Raw genomic sequence first — 23252 nt, 5'->3', positions numbered from 1 at the left:
GCCAAGCCGGGCACGGTGAAGCCGCACAAGAAGTTCGTGGCCGAAGCCTACATCCTGACCAAGGACGAAGGTGGCCGTCACACGCCGTTCTTCACCAACTACCGTCCGCAGTTCTATTTCCGCACGACGGACGTGACCGGTATCGTGTCGCTGCCGGAAGGCACCGAGATGGTGATGCCGGGCGACAACATCACGGTCGATGTCGAGCTGATCGTGCCGATCGCCATGGAAGAGAAGCTGCGCTTCGCTATCCGTGAAGGCGGCCGCACCGTCGGTGCCGGCATCGTCGTCACCATCAAGGAATAACTGACCCCGGAATCCGCCGGGTCAGGTTCGAGACGGAAAGGGCGGTCCTTGGGGCCGCCCTTTTTTCGTTTGCCCGGCGGTCGTCCGGTGTTGTCGGCCGAACCCTGTTGCAAGCCTCTGGACCTCGTCTAGGATAGCTTGCATGGCGGGGCTTTTCCAAATGGTTCCAGGGCGCCTTTTACATCGTCGGGCTTTGTGGTCGCTGCGGCTGATCTGCCTGCTGGCGTCGCTTGTCGTGGGGCATGCCGCCTTTGCGGCGGATACGGCGCCGGATCTCGGTCCGACGATGCGCTTCGTCGTCGTCCGCAGCAACGCACCGGGCTGCGAGCCGATCTGCCCGGAATGGATCTCCGCCGAAGGCTCGATAGAAGCCCGGACGCCGGTTCTGTTCAAACGCATGCTCAAAACGCTTGGCGGCCGAAATCTGCCGATCGTCGTCGATTCTCCCGGCGGCAATGTCGAGGCGGCGCTCACGCTTGGCCGGCTGATCCGCAAGAACAAGCTCGATATCGCTGTCGGCAAGACCCTGTTCGACGGCTGTCTGCCTGATGCGAAGGATTGCGCGCAAAACGAAGGCAGGGGCGCCCGCTATTTCGGCGATGCCTACGCCAGCGGCGCCATGTGCAATTCCGCCTGTCCGCTGATGTTTGCCGGCGGTATCAGGCGGTTGGTCGGTGAATCGGCCTATCTCGGCGTCCATCAGATCACCACGACCTATATCCGCACGAAACTGCAATATCGCACCACCTATCGCATTGTGGGCGGCAAGAAGAAGGTACTCAGCACAAGGATCGTCAGCCGAAAGAGTGCCGGCAGCTACAAGACCTACGAAATGAGCAAGGCGGTGGAGAAAAGGCTGGCGGTCTATCTCAGCGGGATGGGCGTCGGGCCGGGCGTGCTCGAAACGATGAAGGACACCCCGGCCAGCGCAATCCACCAACTGGAAGTGCAAAACATGCTTCGGATGAAGATGGTCACCAGCCTGGATTCCGTCGACATGCTGACCGCGGGAACCATCTGCCGCTCCACTCCATTGCCCGGAAATTGCCGGGAAGTGCCGGCTCCGGCAGACAAGGCCACGCGGCCGGCCGCTGCCGAGGCGGCAAAAGTAGAGCCCGCCGCCGCCGCGCCGACCGAGCCCGAAACCGTCCAGCAGGACAATGTCGCCGACATGCGCTTCGTTCTGGTGCGCGGCAAGAGTTTCCTCTGCGATCCCGATTGTCCGGAGTGGATCGCAGCGGAAGGCAGGATTACCGCCAAGACGCCACAGAAGCTGCGCGAACTGCTTGGCACCCTGGGGGATCGGCGGCTACCCGTCGTGATCAACTCGCCGGGAGGTGACCTTTCCGGTGCTCTTGCCGCCGGGAGGTTGATCCGCGAACGCAGACTTGACGTGGCGGTCGCACGCACCGAGTTCATGGAATGCGAGCCGGAGAAGCCGGGCTGCACGGCCCAAGACGGCGTCTATGTCGGGCTCACGAGTGATGCGTTGGGTGAATGCGACGAAGCCTGTCCGATCATGCTTGCGGGCGGTGTCAGACGTCTGGTCGGCTCCCATGCGCGCTTGAGCCTGCGGTCGCTGGACCTGGACCAGCAGGTCAAGAAATACCTCGAAGAGATGGCGGTTGGGCCTGACTTGTTTGCTGCGACAAAGCTCCATTCGAGCCAACGGCAGCTCGACCCCAGGAAGATGCTCAAAGTCGGGCTGACGACAGGGCCTCAATCGGCGGATGAACTGACCGGCGCTTCCATCTGCAAATCGGCACCGAAGCCGGGCAATTGCCGCCTGGTATCGGCGCCCAGGATGCAGGCCAACGCGCCCACCAAGTCATAGTTTCGGCAGTACGTCGGGCGGACTGGCCGTCGAGGCAGGTTGAGCCATCCCCGATAGTTCCGCTATCGTCATCTCCGGCATCGCCGTCTCGGGCATTGCTTGGGGGCCGGTGGAGGAAACAAATGAGCCAGGACGTCCCGACATTGTACGAATGGGCCGGCGGCGCCGAGGCGCTGAACCGCTTGACGGAAACCTTCTACGACAAGGTGCTTCGCGACCCGGTCGTCGGGCCTGTGTTCAGGACCATGTCGCCGGACCATCCCGCCCATGTTGCGGCGTTCATCGGCGAGGTTTTCGGCGGACCGAAAACCTACAGCGAAAAGTTCGGCGGCCACCGCGAGATGGTCATGCACCATCTGGGCAAGCATCTGACGGAGGAGCAGCGCCGCCGCTGGATCAATCTCCTGGCTGATGCCGCCGACGCGGTCGGCCTGCCCGACGATCCTGAATTCCGCTCGGCCTTCATGGGCTACGTCGAATGGGGTTCGCGGCTGGCCAAGATGAACTCCAATCTCGGCGAGACCTGCGATCCCGAGACGGAGCCGATGCCGGCCTGGGGCTGGGGGGTGCCGGGCGGGCCGTACAGACCGCCGGAAACAAAGTAGCCTCCACCCGCAGGGAGGGGACCGGGCCGATGCTGGAAGATATGAAGATCGTGCGCTGGCATGAGTGGGATGGGCCCGGGCTCGAACACCTACTGCTGCAGGAGCGGGCAGGGGTGGTTTCGGCTGACTCCGTCGTGATCTGTTCCGGGCAGACGCCTTTTGCCGTGCGCTACCGCATCGCCTGCAACGAGAACTGGCACGCCAGGAGTGTCATGGTCGACGTGATCGGCAGTGGCCAGACACTTGTCCTTGCTGCCGACGGCAATGGTCGCTGGACCGGGGACGGCCTGCCGATGCCCGAGCTCGACGGCGTTGTCGACCCCGATCTCACCGTCACGCCGTTCACCAACACGCTGCCGATCCGGCGCTTGCGGCTTTCGACAGGACAAAGTGCCGAGATCACCACGGCCTTCATCGATTTCCCGGCCCTCACCGTCGTCGCCAACCCGCAGCGCTACACATGCCTCGAAGAGGGCAAGCGATATCTCTACGAATCCCGCGCCAGCGACTTCAAGCGGGAGCTAGAGATCGACCGAGACGGGCTGGTCGTCAGCTATCCCGATTTCTGGCGCAGGGGTTAAGGCGCGTTTGCTTGCAAACCACTCTTTACAGAGCGTGCGGAAGCTTTTAGGAAGCGCCTGCTGCGCCGACATGCGCGCACGATACGGGCATAGCTCAGTTGGTAGAGCGGCGGTCTCCAAAACCGCAGGTCGTAGGTTCGAGCCCTGCTGCCCGTGCCATTTCTCGAAATGGCACTCAACGCGATATTTCGCCATTTCTCGAAATGGTCCTCAAAACGATATTTCGCGGCCGGCCTTTGAAAATCGGCGACCCGCTTGCCATATTAGAGCGATTGGGGCATAAGGGCGCCATAGCCGGGACGGAACGACTGGATGGTTCCGAGGCGGCGTTTGGTCATAAAGCGGACACTTGCCACTTGCGTGGATCAAGAATCGGTTTTATGTAGACGAAACAGACACGCGACGCGTGGAGCTGGGAAGCCGGCTTTACGCGTCTGATTTGCATGGGCGAAATGATTGCGCTGATTCGGCGCGAAAACAGGCTCAGGCGGCACGTCCCGGCCAGCGGGATCATCCAGGGGACCCGGCCAACGGGTCTTGAAGACAGAGCGGCATATGGCTTCGAAAACCACAAATCCTTTCGTCTTTCTCCAGCAGGTTCGCGCGGAGACCGCCAAGGTGACTTGGCCGTCGCGGCGCGAAACGATGATCTCGACAGTCATGGTCCTCGCTTTCGCTGTGATCGCGATGATCTTTTTCTTCACCGCCGATCAGCTCATGGGCCTCGCGGTCGAGCAGATTCTTGGCATCGGACGCTAAGTCCGGCGATTACGGAGAAGTCTTGAAATGACTGCGCGGTGGTACATCGTCCACGCCTATTCGAACTTTGAAAAAAAGGTCGCCGAGGACATCGAGAACAAGGCCAAGCAGAAGGGCCTGTCCGCCGATATCGAGCAGATCGTGGTGCCGACCGAGAAGGTCGTCGAGGTTCGTCGTGGCCGCAAGGTCGATGCCGAGCGCAAGTTCTTCCCGGGCTATGTGCTCCTGAAGGCCAATCTGACCGACGCGGTGTTCTCGCTGGTCAAGAACACGCCCAAGGTCACCGGCTTCCTGGGCGACTCCAAGCCGGTGCCGATCACCGAGGCGGAAGCGCAGCGCATCCTGAACCAGGTGCAGGAAGGCGTCGAGCGGCCGAAGCCTTCGGTCACGTTCGAGATCGGCGAGGCAATCCGCGTTTCGGATGGTCCCTTCGCGTCGTTCAACGGTTTCGTTCAGGAAGTGGACGAGGAGCGGGCGCGGCTCAAGGTGGAAGTTTCGATCTTCGGGCGCGCTGTGCCTGTCGATCTGGAATTCGGACAGGTCGAAAAGGGCTGAGCCGAAATCCCGCCGCCAAGCGCGGCAGGGAAGGGCGGCGCGGAGATCGCGCTGCTTTGAGAACGGTGGGAGACGAGTGCGGCTTAGCCGGCGGCACGGATCGCACCACCAGACTGCAACCGCCGGTTTTTCCCTGATGATGGGGGCCGGCATAGACAAAGGCAGGAAAAGAGATGGCTAAGAAAATTGCAGGCCAGCTCAAGCTCCAGGTCAAAGCGGGATCGGCCACGCCGTCTCCCCCGATCGGCCCGGCGCTTGGTCAGCGTGGCATCAACATCATGGAGTTCTGCAAGGCGTTCAACGCGCAGACCCAGGAAATGGAAAAGGGATCGCCGATTCCGGTCGTCATCACCTACTACCAGGACAAGTCCTTCACCTTCGTCATGAAGACGCCGCCGGTGAGCTACTTCCTGAAGAAGGCGGCGAACCTGACGTCGGGTTCTAAGGAGCCGGGCAAGATCAAGGCCGGCACGATCGGCCGCGACAAGGTTCGCGCCATCGCCGAGCAGAAGATGAAGGATCTGAACGCAAACGACGTCGAAGCGGCCATGCGCATGGTCGAGGGTTCCGCCCGCTCGATGGGTCTGGAAGTGGTGGGCTAAGATCATGGCAAAGATTGCAAAGCGTGTATCGAAGACCCGCGAAGGCATCGATCCCAACAAGGCTTACGCCCTGGGTGAAGCGCTGAAGCTGCTCAAGGACCGTTCCTCGGTCAAGTTCGACGAGACCGTCGAAGTCGCCATGAACCTCGGCGTCGACCCGCGCCATGCCGACCAGATGGTCCGCGGCGTGGTCAACCTGCCGAACGGCACCGGCCGCTCGGTTCGCGTTGCCGTGTTCGCCCGTGGCGACAAGGCTGACGAAGCTCGCGCCGCTGGCGCCGACATCGTCGGTGCCGAGGATCTGGTCGACATCGTCCAGAAGGGCACGATCGACTTCGATCGCTGCATCGCCACGCCGGACATGATGCCGCTGGTCGGCCGTCTCGGCAAGGTGCTCGGCCCGCGCGGCATGATGCCGAACCCGAAGGTTGGCACCGTCACCACCGACGTTGCCGCCGCCGTCAAGGCATCGAAGGGTGGCGCCGTCGAGTTCCGCGTCGAGAAGGCCGGCATCGTTCATGCCGGTGTCGGCAAGGTCTCGTTCGAGGTCAAGGCCCTGGAAGAGAACATCCGCGCCTTCGCTGACGCGGTGACCAAGGCAAAGCCGACGGGCGCCAAGGGCAACTACGTCAAGAAGGTGTCGGTCACCTCGACGATGGGCCCGGGCCTCAAGCTCGACGTCTCGACGCTCGCGGCGTCCTGATAAGTTTATCTGGGATCGGCCGTTAAAGGGCTGATCCGCAAAAGAATTCCGGGCCTCCGATTTAGGTTGGCGGCCCGGTGCCGGAAGTCGAAAGGCTTCCGGACATCCTGTCCGAGATTGCAGGCGGCCCGAGCCTTAGGTTGAAAAGGGGGGCCTTAATTCATGTGGGCCTGCATGAGACGGGTGAAGACCGGACAACGGAGCGACTGCTCCAATGAAAGGTTCGAACCGTGTTTGCCTTTTGTCTGCGCATCGTCGGCCTGGCCGTCGATGTGGCGAAAGGGGGCAGGATCCTCGAGCGTCGTTCGGGAGATCCGTTACTGGATGGCCCGGCCGACAAAAGGCAACCCGACGCCTGTCCTCGTGAATGGGAATGTTCCCGTTAACAGGATGGGGGTCAACTGGAGATAGGCAGTGGACAGAGCGGAAAAACGCGAACTCGTCACGGGCCTGAACGGTGCGTTCTCGAACGCAGGTTCAGTGGTCGTGGCCCACTACGCCGGTATCACCGTCGCGCAAATGAACGACCTTCGGTCGAAAATGCGCGCCGCCGGTGGCACCGTCAAAGTCGCGAAGAACCGTCTCGCCAAAATCGCTCTTCAGGGCACGGACTCCGCATCGATCATCGACCTGTTCAAGGGACAGACGCTGATTGCTTATTCGGAGGATCCGATTGCGGCGCCGAAGGTCGCGTCCGATTTCGCCAAGGGAAATGACAAGCTCGTCATTCTCGGCGGCGCAATGGGCACCACCTCGCTCAACGCCGACGGTGTGAAGGCACTCGCCACACTTCCGTCGCTCGATGAGCTGCGCGCCAGGCTGGTTGGCATGATCGCCACGCCGGCAACCCGGATCGCCCAGATCGTCAATGCGCCAGCGGCTTCGGTCGCGCGCGTCATCGGCGCTTACGCCCGGAAGGACGAGGCGGCATGAGGCCGTTCCTCGCTATCACAAACACACGTTCGAACCTTATGAAGGAATACAACAATGGCTGATCTCGCAAAGATCGTAGACGACCTTTCGAAGCTGACCGTCCTCGAGGCGGCCGAGCTGTCGAAGCTTCTGGAAGAAAAGTGGGGCGTCTCCGCCGCTGCTCCGGTGGCTGTTGCCGCCGCTGGCGGTGGTGCGGCTGCTGCTGCTCCGGCCGAGGAAAAGACGGAATTCGACGTCGTCCTCACCGAGGCAGGCGCTCAGAAGATCAACGTCATCAAGGAAGTCCGCGCCATCACCGGTCTTGGCCTCAAGGAAGCCAAGGATCTGGTCGAAGCGGCTCCGAAGCCGGTCAAGGAAGGCGTTTCCAAGGCCGACGCTGACAAGTTCAAGGCCCAGCTGGAAGCAGCCGGCGCCAAGGTCGACCTGAAGTAAGCGTAAAAGCGGCGGACGGCCTCGCGCCGTCCGCCACTCCCTTCGGCTGGAGGGAGCACGCGTAGCGCGAGACGTACGAGAACCTCTTTCCTGAGGGCCGCAATCCGGCCTTCAGGAAACGGGTTTTCTCCCGTTTTAGCCGGCCGCCGACAGGCGCCGGGAAAACAGACAAAGGGTCGCCGCCCAGGTGGCCCAGAATGCAAGGCGAGCCGCGGCGAGGTTCGTCCCGAGTTTAGAGCTAAGGAGCGACGATGGCCCAGACCCAGACTTTCAATGGCCGCAGACGCGTACGCAAGTTCTTCGGAAAGATCCCGGAAGTTGCGGAGATGCCGAACCTGATCGAGGTTCAGAAGGCATCCTATGACCAGTTCCTGATGGTGGCGGAGCCCAAGGGTGGGCGTCCGGACGAGGGACTGCAGGCCGTCTTCAAGTCGGTCTTCCCGATTCAGGACTTTTCCGGCTCCTCGATGCTGGAGTTCGTGAAGTACGAGTTCGAAGGACCGAAATTCGACGTTGACGAATGCCGTCAGCGCGACCTCACCTATGCCGCGCCGCTGAAGGTGACGCTGCGCCTCATCGTGTTCGATATCGACGAGGATACCGGCGCCAAGTCGATCAAGGACATCAAGGAGCAGGACGTCTACATGGGCGACATGCCGCTCATGACCTTGAACGGCACCTTCATCGTCAACGGCACCGAGCGCGTCATCGTCTCGCAGATGCACCGCTCGCCGGGCGTCTTCTTCGACCATGACAAGGGCAAGTCGCACTCGTCGGGCAAGCTTCTGTTTGCCGCGCGCGTCATCCCCTATCGCGGCTCATGGCTCGACATCGAGTTCGATTCCAAGGACGTCGTGCACGCCCGCATCGACCGTCGCCGCAAGATTCCGGTGACGTCGCTGCTGATGGCGCTCGGCATGGACGGCGAAGAGATCCTGTCGACCTTCTACAACAAGATCACCTACAAGCGCGCCGGCGACCACTGGCGCATTCCGTTCAACGTCGAGCGTTTCCGCGGCCTCAAGGCCGTCGGCGACCTGGTCGACGCCGATACGGGCGAAGTTGTTGTCGAAGCCGGCAAGAAGATCACTGCCCGCCAGGCCCGGGCGCTTGGCGAGAAGGGTCTCAAGGCGATCAAGTCGACCGACGAGGATCTGCTCGGCAACTACCTGGCCGAGGACATCGTCAACTACGCCACCGGCGAGATATTCCTCGAAGCCGGCGACGAGATCGACGAAAAGACGCTGAAGGTGCTGCTTGGCACCGGTGAAAACGAGATCAAGGTTCTCGACATCGACCACGTCAATGTCGGCGCCTATATCCGCAACACGCTCAACGTCGACAAGAACGAGAGCCGCCAGGACGCGCTGTTCGACATCTATCGTGTCATGCGCCCCGGCGAGCCGCCGACACTCGAGACCGCCGAAGCCATGTTCAACTCGCTGTTCTTCGACAGCGAGCGCTACGATCTGTCGGCCGTTGGCCGCGTCAAGATGAACATGCGCCTCGAGCTCAAGGCCGAGGACACCGTGCGCGTGCTGCGCAAGGACGACATCCTGGCCGTGGTCAAGACGCTGGTCGAACTGCGTGACGGCAAGGGCGAGATCGACGACATCGACAATCTCGGCAACCGCCGCGTGCGGTCGGTCGGCGAGCTGATGGAAAACCAGTACCGCGTCGGCCTGCTGCGCATGGAGCGCGCGATCAAGGAGCGTATGTCCTCGATCGAGATCGACACGGTGATGCCGCAGGACCTGATCAACGCCAAGCCGGCGGCCGCCGCCGTGCGCGAGTTCTTCGGTTCCTCGCAGCTGTCGCAGTTCATGGACCAGACCAACCCTCTGTCGGAGATTACTCACAAGCGCCGCCTCTCGGCGCTTGGACCGGGCGGTCTGACCCGCGAGCGCGCCGGCTTCGAAGTGCGCGACGTGCACCCGACGCACTACGGCCGCATCTGCCCGATCGAGACGCCGGAAGGCCCGAATATCGGTCTGATCAACTCGCTGGCCACCTTCGCACGCGTCAACAAGTACGGCTTCATCGAGAGCCCGTACCGCAAGATCGTCGACGGCAAGCTGACCAATGACGTCGTCTATCTCTCGGCGATGGAAGAAGCCAAGCACCACGTCGCGCAGGCCAACGCCGAGCTCGACAAGAGTGGTGGATTCGTCGACGAGTTCGTCATTTGCCGCAGCGCCGGCGAAGTGATGATGGCGCCGCGCGAAAACGTCGACCTGATGGACGTGTCGCCCAAGCAGATGGTTTCGGTGGCCGCGGCCCTGATCCCGTTCCTCGAGAACGACGACGCCAACCGCGCTCTGATGGGCTCGAACATGCAGCGTCAGGCCGTGCCGCTGGTGCGCGCCGAGGCGCCGTTCGTCGGCACCGGCATGGAGCCGATCGTCGCCCGTGACTCGGGCGCCGCCATCGGCGCCCGCCGCGGTGGCATCGTCGACCAGGTGGACGCGACGCGTATCGTTATCCGCGCCACCGAAGATCTCGATCCGGGCAAGTCCGGCGTCGATATCTACCGGCTGATGAAGTTCCAGCGTTCGAACCAGAACACCTGCATCAACCAGCGTCCGCTGGTCCGCATGGGCGACCGGGTCAACAAGGGCGACATCATCGCCGACGGTCCGTCGACCGAGCTCGGCGATCTGGCGCTCGGCCGCAACGTGCTGGTCGCGTTCATGCCGTGGAACGGCTACAACTACGAGGACTCGATCCTCCTGTCCGAGCGCATCGTCGCCGACGACGTCTTCACCTCGATCCATATCGAGGAGTTCGAGGTCATGGCGCGCGACACCAAGCTCGGTCCGGAGGAAATCACGCGCGATATTCCGAACGTCTCGGAAGAAGCGCTGAAGAACCTCGACGAAGCCGGCATCGTCTATATCGGTGCCGAAGTTCAGCCGGGCGATATCCTGGTCGGCAAGATCACGCCGAAGGGCGAAAGCCCGATGACGCCGGAAGAGAAGCTTCTGCGCGCCATCTTCGGCGAAAAGGCATCGGACGTGCGCGACACCTCGATGCGCATGCCTCCAGGCACCTTCGGCACCGTCGTCGAGGTGCGCGTCTTCAATCGCCATGGTGTGGAGAAGGACGAGCGCGCCATGGCGATCGAGCGCGAGGAGATCGAACGCCTCGCCAAGGACCGTGACGACGAGCAGGCCATTCTGGATCGCAACGTTTACGCGCGTCTTTCCGACGTGCTCGTCGGCAAGGAAGCGATCGCTGGACCGAAGGGCTTCAAGAAGGGCTCGACGCTGTCCAAGGACACGCTCGACGAGTATCCGCGTTCGCAGTGGTGGCAGTTTGCGGTGGAGAACGAAAAGCTCCAGAGCGAACTGGAAGCCCTGCGTGGCCAGTACGACGATTCCAAGAAGGCGCTTGAACAGCGCTTCATGGACAAGGTCGAGAAGGTCCAGCGCGGCGACGAAATGCCTCCGGGCGTCATGAAGATGGTCAAGGTCTTCGTGGCCGTGAAGCGCAAGATGCAGCCCGGCGACAAGATGGCAGGCCGTCACGGCAACAAGGGTGTCGTGTCGCGGATCGTTCCGGTCGAGGACATGCCTTTCCTCGAGGACGGCACGCATGCCGATATCGTGCTCAACCCGCTGGGTGTGCCGAGCCGCATGAATGTCGGCCAGATCCTGGAAACGCATCTGGGCTGGGCTTGTGCGGGCATGGGCAAGAAGATCGGCGAGCTGATCGACACGTACAAGGCAGCGGGCGACATCAAGCCGCTGCGCAAGACGCTCGAGAGCTTCATGCCGGCCAACGACCGCAACGAGCCGGTCCGCGAATATGACGACGAGAGCATCGTTCGCCTCAGCGAGCAGATGCGCCGCGGCGTCTCGATCGCGACCCCGGTGTTCGACGGCGCGCACGAGGCTGACATCAACATCATGCTGGAGCAGGCGGGCCTGCACACCAGCGGTCAGTCGCAGCTCTATGACGGACGCACGGGCGAGCCGTTCGATCGCAAGGTGACGATGGGCTACATCTACATGCTCAAGCTTCACCATCTCGTGGACGACAAGATCCACGCGCGTTCGATCGGTCCGTACTCGCTCGTCACCCAGCAGCCGCTGGGCGGCAAGGCGCAGTTCGGTGGCCAGCGCTTCGGCGAAATGGAGGTCTGGGCGCTCGAAGCATACGGCGCCGCCTACACGCTGCAGGAAATGCTGACGGTGAAGTCGGACGACGTCGCCGGCCGCACCAAGGTCTACGAGGCGATCGTCCGTGGCGACGACACTTTCGAGGCCGGCATTCCCGAGAGCTTCAACGTTCTCGTCAAGGAAATGCGGTCTCTCGGCCTGAATGTCGAGCTGGAGAACACCAAGCTCGACGACAACCCGGTCCGGCTGCCCGACGCGGCCGAGTAAGGCAATGGCGCGCCGCGGAAAGCCGCGGCGCGCCTATCGAATTCGACGGCCAGTGGCCGACAAAGACGGCGGGCGTTTGGCTCGCGACTAGATGCAAGGGGTTTTCGAGGACCCCGAAAAGGAGAACGGCATGAACCAAGAGGTCATGAATCTCTTCAATCCCCAGGCGCCGGCACAGGTGTTCGATTCCATCCGGATATCGCTCGCCAGCCCTGAGAAGATTCTGTCCTGGTCGTTCGGCGAGATCAAGAAGCCGGAGACCATCAACTACCGCACCTTCAAGCCGGAGCGTGACGGTCTGTTCTGCGCGCGCATTTTTGGCCCAATCAAGGACTATGAGTGCCTGTGCGGCAAGTACAAGCGCATGAAGTACAAGGGCGTCATCTGCGAGAAGTGCGGCGTCGAAGTCACGCTGTCGCGCGTCCGCCGCGAGCGCATGGGCCATATCGAGCTCGCAGCGCCCGTCGCCCACATCTGGTTCCTGAAGTCGCTGCCGTCGCGCATCGGCACGCTGCTCGACATGACCCTGAAGGACATCGAGCGCGTCCTCTACTTCGAGAACTACATCGTCACCGAGCCTGGCCTCACCGCGCTGAAGGAGCACCAGCTGCTCAGCGAGGAAGAGTACATGATCGCCGTCGACGAGTATGGCGAGGACAGCTTCACCGCCATGATCGGCGCCGAGGCCATCCATGACCTTCTGGCCGGCATGGACCTGGAGAAGATCGCCGGCGACCTGCGTACGGAACTGGCTTCGACCACCTCCGAGCTGAAGCAGAAGAAGTATCTGAAGCGGCTCAAGGTCGTCGAGAACTTCATGGAGTCCGGCAACCGTCCGGAATGGATGATCATGAAAGTGGTTCCGGTGATCCCGCCGGACCTGCGTCCGCTGGTTCCTCTGGATGGTGGCCGTTTCGCCACCTCGGATCTGAACGATCTCTATCGCCGCGTCATCAACCGCAACAACCGTCTGAAGCGGCTGATCGAGCTGCGCGCCCCCGGCATCATCGTGCGCAATGAAAAGCGCATGCTGCAGGAAGCCGTCGATGCGCTGTTCGACAACGGCCGTCGCGGCCGCGTCATCACCGGCGCCAACAAGCGCCCGCTGAAGTCGCTGTCCGACATGCTCAAGGGCAAGCAGGGCCGGTTCCGTCAGAACCTGCTCGGCAAGCGCGTCGACTATTCCGGCCGCTCGGTCATCGTGACCGGTCCGGAGCTCAAGCTGCACCAGTGCGGCCTGCCGAAGAAGATGGCGCTCGAACTGTTCAAGCCCTTCATCTACGCCCGTCTCGACGCCAAGGGTTACTCCTCGACCGTCAAGCAGGCCAAGAAGCTGGTCGAGAAGGAACGTCCGGAAGTCTGGGATATCCTCGACGAGGTCATCCGCGAGCATCCGGTGCTCCTGAACCGCGCGCCGACGCTGCACCGTCTCGGCATCCAGGCGTTCGAGCCGATCCTGATCGAAGGCAAGGCGATCCAGCTTCACCCGCTGGTCTGCACAGCCTTCAACGCCGACTTCGACGGTGACCAGATGGCCGTTCACGTGCCGCTGTCGCTGGAAGCGCAGCTTGAAGCCCGCGTGCTGATGATGTCGACCAACAACATCCTGCACCCGGCTTCCGGCGCGCCGATCATCGTGCCGTCGCAGGACATGGTTCTGGGTCTCTACTATCTCTCGATCGTCAACCAGAACGAGCCGGGCGAGGGCATGGTGTTTGCCGACATGGGCGAACTCCAGCATGCGCTCGAGACCAAGGCGGTGACGCTGCACTCCAAGATCCGCGGTCGTTTCCGCTCGGTCGATGCCGATGGCAAGGTCGTGTCGAAGATCTACGACACCACCCCTGGTCGCATGATCATCGGCGAGCTTCTGCCGAAGAACGTCAACGTGCCTTACGAGACCGCCAACCAGGAGATGACCAAGAAGAACATCTCCAAGATGATCGACACCGTCTACCGCCACTGCGGTCAGAAGGAGACGGTCATTTTCTGCGATCGCATCATGGCGCTCGGCTTCAGCCATGCCTGCCGTGCCGGCATTTCGTTCGGTAAGGACGACATGCTGATCCCGGACGCCAAGATAAAGCTCGTCTCCGACACCGAGGCTTTGGCCAAGGAATACGAGCAGCAGTACAATGACGGCCTGATCACGCAGGGCGAGAAGTACAACAAGGTCGTCGACGCTTGGGCCAAGTGCTCGGAAAAGGTCGCCGACGAAATGATGGCCCGCATCAAGGCGGTCGAGTTCGAGGACAATGGCCGTCAGAAGCCGATGAACTCGATCTACATGATGTCGCACTCCGGTGCGCGTGGCTCGCCCACCCAGATGCGCCAGCTTGCCGGCATGCGCGGCCTGATGGCCAAGCCGTCGGGTGAAATCATCGAGACGCCGATCATCTCGAACTTCAAGGAAGGCCTTACCGTGCTCGAGTACTTCAACTCGACCCACGGCGCCCGCAAGGGTCTGGCCGACACCGCCTTGAAGACGGCGAACTCGGGTTACCTCACCCGTCGTCTGGTCGACGTGGCGCAGGACTGCATCGTCAACTCCGTCGACTGCGGCACCGACAAGGGCCTCACCATGCAGCCGATCGTCGATGCCGGCCAGGTCGTCGCTTCCGTCGGCCAGCGCGTGCTGGGCCGTACGTCGCTCGACGACATCACCCATCCGGTGTCGGGCGAGGTTCTGGTCAAGGCCGGCACGCTGATGGACGAACGCGACGTGGAAAAGATCGAAAAGGCCGGCGTCCAGTCGGTCCGCATCCGCTCGGCACTGACCTGCGAGGTCAGGGTTGGCGTGTGCGCGGTCTGCTACGGACGCGATCTTGCCCGCGGCACCCCGGTCAACCAGGGCGAAGCCGTCGGCGTCATCGCGGCGCAGTCGATCGGCGAGCCGGGCACCCAGCTCACCATGCGTACCTTCCACATGGGCGGTACGGCGCAGGTGGTGGACTCCTCGTTCCTTGAAGCCTCCTACGAGGGCAAGGTCGAGATCCGCAACCGCAACGTGGTGCGCAACTCGGACGGCCAGCAGATGGTCATGGGCCGCAACATGGCCGTGCTGATCCTCGACGAAACCGGCAAGGAGCGCGCCACGCACCGTCTCACCTATGGTTCGCGTATCTTCGTGGACGATGGCGACAAGGTGAAGCGCGGCCAGCGTATCGCCGAGTGGGATCCCTATACCCGCCCGGTCCTCACCGAAATCGAGGGCAGGGTGTCGTACGAGGATCTGGTCGACGGCATTTCCGTTCAGGAAACGGCCGACGAGTCGACCGGCATCACCAAGCGTGAGGTCATCGACTGGCGCTCGACGCCACGCGGCAACGACCTCAAGCCGGCGATTGCCATCCAGGACGCCAAGGGCAAGGTCGGCAAGCTGTCGAAGGGCGGCGACGCCCGCTTCCTGCTCTCGGTCGAGGCCATTCTTTCGGTCGAGCCGGGTGCGCAGGTTCGCCCCGGCGACGTGCTGGCGCGTATCCCGATGGAAAGCGCCAAGACCAAGGACATCACCGGCGGTCTGCCGCGTGTTGCCGAACTGTTCGAGGCACGCCGTCCGAAGGATCACGCCATCATCGCCGAGATCGATGGCACGATCCGCTTCGGCCGCGACTACAAGAACAAGCGTCGCATCATCATCGAACCGCATGACTCGACGCTTGAGCCGGTCGAATACCTGATCCCGAAGGGCAAGCCGTTCCATCTCCAGGACGGCGACGTCATCGAGAAGGGCGACTACATCCTCGACGGCAATCCTGCGCCGCACGACATCCTGGCGATCAAGGGCGTGGAGGCACTTGCTTCCTACCTCGTCAACGAGATCCAGGAAGTCTACCGTCTGCAGGGCGTGTCGATCAACGACAAGCACATCGAGGTGATCGTCCGCCAGATGCTGCAGAAGGTCGAGATCACCACGCAGGGCGACTCGACCTACATTCCGGGCGACCACGTCGACGTGATCGAGCTGGAAGAGGTCAACGAGCGTCTGATCGAGGACGGCAAGAAGCCGGCCGAAGGTCAGCCGGTGCTGCTCGGCATCACCAAGGCATCGCTGCAGACGCCGTCCTTCATCTCGGCCGCCTCCTTCCAGGAGACGACCAGGGTGCTGACGGAAGCTGCGGTTGCCGGCAAGACCGACATGCTGCAGGGGCTGAAGGAAAACGTCATCGTCGGCCGGCTTATCCCGGCCGGTACCGGCGGCACGATGAGCCAGATCCGGCGCATCGCCACCTCGCGCGACGAACTGATCATCGACGAGCGCCGCAAGGCCTCCGGTGTGGAAGTCGCCGAGCCGATGCTGGCCGACATGACAACCGCCGCGCAGTAGGCGCGGCGGCCAGACAAAGAATATAGAGCGGTTCATTGTTTCGGTGAACCGCTCAAGGAATCTCAGGCAACAGGGCCGTCGGGGCAACCCGGCGGCTTTTTTGTTTGTGCGAGACTTTTGTGCTTTGAATTGGATCGGAGAAGAAAACGATGAGCAGAAAGATCTGGGCTTCTGTCGACGGCTACATCGTCGACGCTCTGTTCGAGGCGGATCCGGCGCTCGATGCAGTTCTGGCCACCAACCACGACCAAGGCTTGCCGGCGATCGACGTGTCGCCGGCACAAGGCAAGCTGCTTTCGCTGCTGGCGCGCATTCAGGGCGCGAAGAGGATCCTCGAAATCGGCACGCTGGGCGGTTATTCGACCATCTGGCTGGCGCGGGGCCTGCCCGCCGACGGCAAGATCGTGACGCTTGAACTTGATCCGCACCACGCCAGGGTCGCGCGCTCGAATTTTGAGCGGGCAGGGGTGTCGGAACGGGTGGACCTACGGGTCGGGCCGGCCTTGGAATCGCTTGCCGCGCTGAGCGCCGAGAACGCCGGTCCGTTTGATCTCATCTTCATCGACGCTGACAAGCCGAACAACCCGAACTACCTGTCCTTTGCCGTGCGCCTGTCGAGGCCGGGAACGGTCATCGTCTGCGACAACGTCATCCGTGACGGCGCGGTACTCGATGACGACGGCCACGACGCCAACGTCGAAGGCGCACGGGCGGCGTTCTCCTTCATCGGGAGCGACAAACGGTTGGACGGCACCGCCATCCAGACTGTCGGCGCCAAGGGCTATGACGGCTTTGCGATCGCTATCGTGGATTGACGGTTCTCAGTCGAAAAACGCCTCGACCACATTGCGCTTGCCGAGCATGAAGGCGTCGGCGACATGCTGGAGCGGTGCCAGATCGACGTCGGAGCTGCCGGCGTCCACGATCTCAGCGAAGCGCTTGTAGAGCATCGGGTATTCCGCTTCCGGTTCATCATGGACGACGCGGCCGTCGATGGCGAGCTTCGAGCCGCCGCCTGAAAGCACCATCGCGCCCTGGTCGGTGTCGGCGACGATGTCCCAGCTTTGTGGACCTGTCTGGAGCCAGTCGAGTTCCATTGTCACCGGCAATCCATGCGAGGTGCGGAAGCTGACGTGTGCAGCGACCGGCGCGGCGCGGTTTTCGGGAAAATCGAGCACGGCCGAGGTGATGAACATCGGCGGCAGGATGTGGGTCACGATCGACAGCGCGTTGATGCCGGGATCGAAGACGCCGAACCCGCCGGGAGCCCAGATCCATTCCTGGTTCGGGTGCCAGCGACGCACGTCCTCCTTCCAGTTGATGGCGGCGGACTTGATCTTGGCCGAGCTCAGGAAGGCACGCGCGGCCTCGACTGCCGGCGCATAACGCGAATGCCAGCTGGCAAACAGCGAGACGCCGTTCTTCACCGCCAATGCCTTGAGGTTCTCGACCTCGCTGACAGTGGCGCCGGGCGGCTTTTCCAGGAAGACGTGTTTCCTGGCTTCCAGTGCAGTGCGCGCCGCGTCGTAGCGAAACTGCGGCGGCATGCAGAGCGATACCGCCTCGAGTTCCGGCACCGCCTCGAGCATGGCTTCGATATCGGGAAAATTCGGAATGCCGTCGACCTTGCCGTGCCGGCTGGCGGCGGCGATGAGGCGATAGTCCTGGTCCTTCGCCAGGGCCGGCAGGTGCTGGTCGCGGACGATCTTGCCGACGCCGACGATGCCAATCTTCATGGGCTGGGACACGGCCGCTCCGTCTGTTGAATGATGGTGGTGGCTTCTTAGAGCAATTCCAGGAAAAGTGTGAAGCGGTTTTCCGTCCGGAATTGCGATAAAACAGAGAGCTAGAGCGGTTCGCAGTGTCCGTGAAACGGCGAACCGCTCTAGCAGAACACTTGCCCCCGACAAGCCGAAGCGAGCAGACGCGGAAAAGTCAGCCCCAGCTTTCCTCGAACGGCAAGGTCAGTTTTCCACCCGCCAGGAACGCCTCGATCGCCGGTTCGAAGGGCGAGGGGTCGAGGCTGTTCGCAGCCAGCCATTCGTCGGAATAATAGGTGTTGGCATAGCGATCACCGGAATCGCAGATCAGCGTCACCAACGAACCAGCCCTTCCTTCGTCGATCATGCGCGCCGCCTGAAAGCACATGGCGACGAAGTTGGTGCCGGTCGAGCCGCCGACGCGGCGGCCGAGCCGGTGCGACAACACCCGCATCGCCGCCAATGAGACCGCGTCCGGCACCCGCAGCATATGATCGATGACGCCTGGCACGAAGGACGGCTCCATGCGCGGCCGGCCGATCCCCTCGATCCGCGACGGCTGTTCGCAGCGGCAATTGCGATCATGCGTGGCAAAACCGTCGAAGAAGGCCGAGCGCTCGACGTCGGCAACCGACAACCGCGTCGCATGCTGCTTGTAGCGCAGGAAGCGGCCGATCGTGGCGGTGGTGCCGCCGGTGCCGGCGCTCATCACGATCCAGGCCGGAACCGGATGCCGCTCCTCGCGCATCTGCCCGAAGATCGATTCGGCGATGTTGTTGTTGCCGCGCCAGTCGGTGGCGCGCTCGGCGTGGGTGAACTGGTCCATGAAATGGCCGCCCAGTTTCGCCGCGAGTTCGGCCGACTCGGCATAGATGCGCCTGCCGTCGTCGATGAAATGGCAGTTGCCGCCATAGTGCTCGATCGCGGCGATCTTTTCGCGCGAGGTCGATCGCGGCATCACCGCATAGAACGGCACGCCGATCATGCGGGCAAAGTATGCTTCCGACACCGCGGTCGAACCCGACGACGCTTCGATCACCGGCGCGCCTTCGCGGATCAGGCCATTGCACAGCGCATAAAGAAACAGCGAGCGCGCCAGCCGGTGCTTGAGGCTGCCGGTCGGATGGGTCGATTCGTCCTTGAGATAGAAATCGATGCCGGCCAGTGCCGGCAGATCGAGCTTCCACAGATGCGTGTCGGCCGAGCGGCGCTGATCGGCCTCGATCGCCGCGACGGCCCGGTCGGCCCAGGTCCGAGACGCAGGTCCAACCGCTTTTGCTCCGGCCATCCTCGGCGCGCCCCGGTTTCAGATCGGCACGTCGAACGTGACGATCGACACTTCGCCTTCGAGCGCGCCCTGGAAGGCGGAAAGATGCGGCTCGTCGTCGGGCACGCCATCCATGTCGCCGATCTGGTCGAGTTCGGCCTCGGCGTAACCTTCCGCCGCAAGCGATTCGAGCGCCCGGCGTACCGCCGAATCGTCATCGGGGGCGACCAGCATCACGTGCACGCCTTCCGGCTTGCCGCCCTTTTTCTTCCACACCCGGCCGGTGATGATGGTGACCGGGCGCTCTTCATTGTCGTTCACGGGCCGATTCCTCTTGGCAGATTGCGGGCGGGCGAGGGGAGTTTGACTGCTCATGCGGCCTTTTCGCATGAAGCAGGGCCGCGCAACAGCGCAAAGCCGGTCACTTTATTCCTCGCCCTTGCAAAATTGCGAAACAAAATTACATGCGTTTTTCGCATGGCTGCCGAGCCTTGGTTGGCGCGCAATATTTGGCGCTCCGGGCTTGACGGTTCGCGGTCTTACGAGTAGAAGCCGCCCAGTCAGAACCGATGTGAGGCTCTCCCTTCCGAAGCGACACGCTTTGGAGTTTGCCTCAAACAGGGTTCGTTTTACGAGCGAAAAGACATTTCCGGCGTGCACGAAGCGGGTCCGCTTCCTCTGCCATTTGTTCGGGCAAAGACCGCGAGGCGCGGTTTGTGGCCCGAATTTGCGTATGGAAATGACGCTTTGAGCGGCCCTGACCGGGCGAGACACGGAATTGAGAGACAAGAGGGTTTAATGCCTACCGTCAACCAGCTGATCCGCAAGCCGCGCATTGCGCCGGTGAAGCGCAACAAGGTCCCGGCCATGCAGCAGAACCCGCAGAAGCGGGGCGTCTGCACGCGCGTCTATACAACGACGCCGAAGAAGCCGAACTCGGCGCTGCGCAAGGTGGCCAAGATCCGCCTGACCAATGGTTTTGAAGTGATCGGGTACATCCCCGGCGAAGGTCACAACCTTCAGGAACACTCCGTGGTCATGATCCGCGGCGGCCGCGTCAAGGATCTTCCGGGCGTTCGCTACCACATCATCCGCGGCGTGCTCGACACGCAGGGTGTGAAGAACCGCAAGCAGCGCCGTTCGAAGTACGGCGCCAAGCGTCCGAAGTGACCGAGCGTAGCGAAGGTCATCCTGGGCGAGTATCCGGGATCGAGGCCACCACGCATAATTGAGGCAGAGAAAAAATGTCGCGTCGTCACAGTGCAGAAAAGCGTGAGATCAATCCGGACCCGAAGTTCGGCGATCTGATCGTCACCAAGTTCATGAACGCCGTCATGTATGACGGCAAGAAGTCGGTTGCCGAGACCATCGTCTACGGCGCGCTCGACCAGGTTCAGTCGAAGACCAAGCAGGAGCCGGTCACCGTCTTCCATCAGGCGCTCGACAATGTCGCGCCGCATGTGGAAGTGCGTTCGCGTCGTGTTGGCGGCGCCACCTACCAGGTTCCGGTCGATGTGCGCCCCGAGCGCCGCCAGGCGCTGGCCATTCGCTGGCTGATCGCCGCGGCCCGCAACCGCAACGAGACGACCATGGTCGATCGCCTCTCCGGCGAGCTGATGGACGCGGCCAACAACCGCGGCACCGCCGTCAAGAAGCGTGAAGACACCCACAAGATGGCTGAAGCCAACCGCGCTTTCGCGCACTACCGCTGGTAAAGCGCGTACGAGACTGAGAGGCAGCTACGATGGCCCGCGAATATAAAATCGAAGACTACCGCAATTTCGGTATCATGGCGCATATTGACGCCGGCAAGACGACGACCACCGAGCGCGTCCTCTATTACACGGGCAAGTCGCACAAGATCGGCGAAGTCCACGACGGCGCTGCCACCATGGATTGGATGGAGCAGGAGCAGGAGCGCGGCATCACCATCACGTCCGCCGCGACCACGACCTTCTGGAAGGGTCGCAGCGGCAAGATGTACCGCTTCAACATCATCGATACCCCCGGACACGTCGACTTCACCATCGAAGTCGAGCGTTCGCTGCGCGTGCTCGACGGCGCCATTGCGCTGCTCGACGCCAACGCCGGTGTCGAGCCGCAGACGGAAACCGTCTGGCGCCAGGCCGACAAGTATCGCGTTCCGCGCATGATCTTCTGCAACAAGATGGACAAGATCGGCGCCGACTTCTATCGCTCGGTCGAGATGATCGGTTCGCGCCTCGGTGCGCATGCCGTCGTCATGCAGCTGCCGATTGGCGCCGAGACCGAGTTCAAGGGCGTTGTCGACCTCGTCGAGATGAACGCGCTGGTCTGGCGCGACGAGACGCTGGGCGCCGCCTGGGACGTCGTCGAGATTCCGGCCGACCTCAAGGCTCGTGCCGAGGAATACCGCGAGAAGATGATCGAAGCCGCCGTCGAAATGGACGAGACGGCACTCGAGAACTACCTCGAAGGTAAGATGCCTTCGAATGACGAGATCCGCGCGCTGATCCGCAAGGGCACCATCGCGGTGAAGTTCTACCCGATGTTCTGCGGCTCGGCCTTCAAGAACAAGGGCGTGCAGCCGCTCCTCGACGCCGTCGTCGAATATCTGCCGTCGCCGGCTGATGTTCCGGCCATCAAGGGCGTCGATGCCAAGACCGACGCCGAGATCGAGCGTCACGCCGACGACAACGAACCGCTGTCGATGCTCGCCTTCAAGATCATGAACGACCCGTTCGTCGGTTCGCTCACCTTTGCCCGCATCTATTCGGGCAAGCTCACCAAGGGCATCTCGGTCGACAACACCGTGAAGGGTAAGAAAGAGCGCATCGGCCGCATGCTGCAGATGCATGCCAACTCGCGCGCCGACGTCGAAGAGGCTTTTGCCGGCGACATCGTCGCTCTGGCTGGCCTCAAGGATACGACCACCGGCGATACGCTGAGCGATCCGCTGCATCCGGTCATCCTCGAGCGCATGGAATTCCCCGATCCGGTCATCCAGATCGCGATCGAGCCGAAGACCAAGAACGACCAGGAAAAGATGGGCCTCGCCCTTCATCGCCTGGCCGCCGAGGATCCGTCCTTCCGCGTCAAGACCGACGAGGAAAGCGGCCAGACGATCATTTCCGGCATGGGCGAGCTTCACCTCGACATCATCGTCGACCGCATGCGTCGCGAGTTCAAGGTCGAGGCCAATGTCGGTGCGCCGCAGGTGGCCTATCGCGAGACGATCACCCGCAGGCACGAGCAGGACTACACGCACAAGAAGCAGACCGGCGGTACCGGTCAGTTCGCCCGCGTCAAGATCGTCTTCGAGCCGAATCCCGACAGCAGCGAATTCGAGTTCGAAACCAAGATCGTCGGCGGTGCGGTTCCGAAGGAATACATCCCCGGTGTCGAAAAGGGCATCAACAGCGTCATGACCTCGGGTCCGTTCGCGGGCTTCCCGATGATCGGCGTCAAGGCGACGCTGATCGACGGCGCTTACCACGATGTTGACTCCAGCGTTCTGGCCTTCGAAATCGCCGGCCGCGCCTGCTTCCGTGAAGCTGCACCCAAGCTTGGTGTGCAGTTGCTCGAGCCGATCATGAAGGTCGAAGTGGTGACGCCGGAAGATTACGTCGGCAGTGTCATCGGCGATCTGAACGGCCGTCGCGGCCAAATCCAGGGCCAGGAAGCACGTGGCGTGGCAGTGGTCATCAACGCGATGGTGCCGCTCGCCAACATGTTCAAGTACGTCGACAACCTGCGCTCGATGAGCCAGGGCCGCGCGGCCTACACGATGCAGTTCGACCACTACGAGCCTGTGCCGACCGCGGTCGCCCAGGAAGTTCAGAAGAAATATGCGTAACTCGAACGGGTTGCAGCGGTAACTTAATTCAAGGCCCCCACGGGCGAGCAGGATTGGAGACATCACATGGCAAAAGGTAAATTCGAGCGTAACAAGCCTCATGTGAACATCGGCACGATTGGTCACGTTGACCATGGCAAGACGTCGCTGACGGCGGCGATCACGAAGTATTTTGGCGAATACAAGCGCTATGACCAGATCGACGCGGCCCCTGAGGAGAAGGCGCGCGGCATCACGATCTCGACGGCGCATGTCGAATACGAGACGGCCAACCGCCACTACGCTCACGTCGACTGCCCCGGCCACGCCGACTATGTGAAGAACATGATCACCGGTGCGGCGCAGATGGACGGCGCGATCCTGGT

20 protein-coding genes and 1 tRNA gene are annotated in these 23252 nt (G+C 62.3%); 18 read left to right on the top strand and 3 right to left on the bottom strand.

Features of this window, described 5'->3' with window-relative positions:
• From AC0ZT5_RS34410 to AC0ZT5_RS34345, 14 genes are all read left to right on the top strand, one after another.
• Positions 1 to 306, top strand: a 306-nt coding sequence (locus AC0ZT5_RS34410; RefSeq protein WP_488500066.1) for an EF-Tu C-terminal domain-related protein, incomplete at its 5' end; no start/stop codon positions are given.
• A gap of 160 nt (positions 307 to 466) precedes the next feature.
• On the top strand, positions 467 to 2140 hold the full coding sequence (locus AC0ZT5_RS34405) for a COG3904 family protein (protein ID WP_488500068.1): 1674 nt from the start codon (positions 467 to 469) through the stop codon (positions 2138 to 2140).
• Positions 2141 to 2262: 122 nt separating this feature from the next.
• Entirely contained in the window at positions 2263 to 2745 is a 483-nt protein-coding gene (locus AC0ZT5_RS34400; protein ID WP_488500065.1) for a group II truncated hemoglobin, read from the top strand.
• A 29-nt stretch (positions 2746 to 2774) separates the two neighbouring features.
• Positions 2775 to 3326, top strand: coding sequence for a putative glycolipid-binding domain-containing protein (locus tag AC0ZT5_RS34395; RefSeq protein ID WP_477291670.1), 552 nt, complete (start codon positions 2775 to 2777; stop codon positions 3324 to 3326).
• Positions 3327 to 3409: 83 nt separating this feature from the next.
• Positions 3410 to 3485: transfer RNA gene (locus tag AC0ZT5_RS34390), tRNA-Trp, on the top strand.
• 396 nt (positions 3486 to 3881) lie between these two features.
• On the top strand, positions 3882 to 4085 hold the full coding sequence (gene secE / locus AC0ZT5_RS34385) for a preprotein translocase subunit SecE (protein WP_013531408.1): 204 nt from the start codon (positions 3882 to 3884) through the stop codon (positions 4083 to 4085).
• A gap of 27 nt (positions 4086 to 4112) precedes the next feature.
• Entirely contained in the window at positions 4113 to 4640 is a 528-nt protein-coding gene (gene nusG / locus AC0ZT5_RS34380; RefSeq protein ID WP_013895710.1) for a transcription termination/antitermination protein NusG, read from the top strand.
• 173 nt (positions 4641 to 4813) lie between these two features.
• On the top strand, positions 4814 to 5242 hold the full coding sequence (gene rplK, locus AC0ZT5_RS34375; protein ID WP_006333334.1) for a 50S ribosomal protein L11: 429 nt from the start codon (positions 4814 to 4816) through the stop codon (positions 5240 to 5242).
• A 4-nt stretch (positions 5243 to 5246) separates the two neighbouring features.
• On the top strand, positions 5247 to 5945 hold the full coding sequence (gene rplA / locus AC0ZT5_RS34370) for a 50S ribosomal protein L1 (RefSeq protein ID WP_095089662.1): 699 nt from the start codon (positions 5247 to 5249) through the stop codon (positions 5943 to 5945).
• 414 nt (positions 5946 to 6359) lie between these two features.
• Complete coding sequence (rplJ, locus tag AC0ZT5_RS34365; RefSeq protein ID WP_095089664.1) at positions 6360 to 6878, top strand: 50S ribosomal protein L10; 519 nt, start codon at positions 6360 to 6362, stop codon at positions 6876 to 6878.
• A gap of 54 nt (positions 6879 to 6932) precedes the next feature.
• Complete coding sequence (gene rplL, locus AC0ZT5_RS34360) at positions 6933 to 7310, top strand: 50S ribosomal protein L7/L12 (protein ID WP_095089666.1); 378 nt, start codon at positions 6933 to 6935, stop codon at positions 7308 to 7310.
• 251 nt (positions 7311 to 7561) lie between these two features.
• Positions 7562 to 11698: a DNA-directed RNA polymerase subunit beta gene (gene rpoB, locus AC0ZT5_RS34355; RefSeq protein ID WP_184879345.1), complete on the top strand. Its 4137-nt coding sequence runs from the start codon at positions 7562 to 7564 to the stop codon at positions 11696 to 11698.
• A 130-nt stretch (positions 11699 to 11828) separates the two neighbouring features.
• Positions 11829 to 16025 carry a DNA-directed RNA polymerase subunit beta' gene (gene rpoC, locus AC0ZT5_RS34350; RefSeq protein WP_488500064.1) on the top strand — a complete coding sequence of 1399 codons (4197 nt, stop codon included), beginning with the start codon at positions 11829 to 11831 and terminating at the stop codon, positions 16023 to 16025.
• A 149-nt stretch (positions 16026 to 16174) separates the two neighbouring features.
• On the top strand, positions 16175 to 16840 hold the full coding sequence (locus tag AC0ZT5_RS34345; RefSeq protein ID WP_488500063.1) for an O-methyltransferase: 666 nt from the start codon (positions 16175 to 16177) through the stop codon (positions 16838 to 16840).
• A 6-nt stretch (positions 16841 to 16846) separates the two neighbouring features.
• Here AC0ZT5_RS34345 and AC0ZT5_RS34340 read toward each other — a convergent pair whose 3' ends face one another.
• The 3 genes from AC0ZT5_RS34340 to AC0ZT5_RS34330 form a co-directional block, all read right to left on the bottom strand.
• Entirely contained in the window at positions 16847 to 17761 is a 915-nt protein-coding gene (locus AC0ZT5_RS34340) for a Gfo/Idh/MocA family protein (RefSeq protein WP_488500067.1), read from the bottom strand.
• Between the two features lie 199 nt (positions 17762 to 17960).
• A complete protein-coding gene (locus tag AC0ZT5_RS34335; RefSeq protein ID WP_488500062.1) occupies positions 17961 to 19073 on the bottom strand; it encodes a PLP-dependent cysteine synthase family protein in 1113 nt (370 codons plus the stop codon).
• Positions 19074 to 19091: 18 nt separating this feature from the next.
• A complete protein-coding gene (locus tag AC0ZT5_RS34330; protein WP_477291659.1) occupies positions 19092 to 19373 on the bottom strand; it encodes a transcriptional regulator in 282 nt (93 codons plus the stop codon).
• A 477-nt stretch (positions 19374 to 19850) separates the two neighbouring features.
• On the opposite strand from AC0ZT5_RS34330, the gene rpsL reads away from it, so the two are divergent.
• The 4 genes from rpsL to AC0ZT5_RS34310 all read left to right on the top strand — a co-directional run.
• A complete protein-coding gene (gene rpsL / locus AC0ZT5_RS34325) occupies positions 19851 to 20222 on the top strand; it encodes a 30S ribosomal protein S12 (protein WP_006333356.1) in 372 nt (123 codons plus the stop codon).
• Positions 20223 to 20296: 74 nt separating this feature from the next.
• Positions 20297 to 20767 carry a 30S ribosomal protein S7 gene (gene rpsG, locus AC0ZT5_RS34320; protein WP_008875664.1) on the top strand — a complete coding sequence of 157 codons (471 nt, stop codon included), beginning with the start codon at positions 20297 to 20299 and terminating at the stop codon, positions 20765 to 20767.
• A 29-nt stretch (positions 20768 to 20796) separates the two neighbouring features.
• Complete coding sequence (gene fusA / locus AC0ZT5_RS34315) at positions 20797 to 22887, top strand: elongation factor G (RefSeq protein ID WP_095089675.1); 2091 nt, start codon at positions 20797 to 20799, stop codon at positions 22885 to 22887.
• 66 nt (positions 22888 to 22953) lie between these two features.
• A partial coding sequence (locus AC0ZT5_RS34310) for a GTP-binding protein (protein WP_488500061.1) occupies positions 22954 to 23252 on the top strand: 299 nt, incomplete at its 3' end.

The sequence above is a fragment of the Mesorhizobium sp. CNPSo 4670 genome, assembly GCF_057784235.1.
This window is presented reverse-complemented; position numbering and strand designations above follow the sequence as displayed.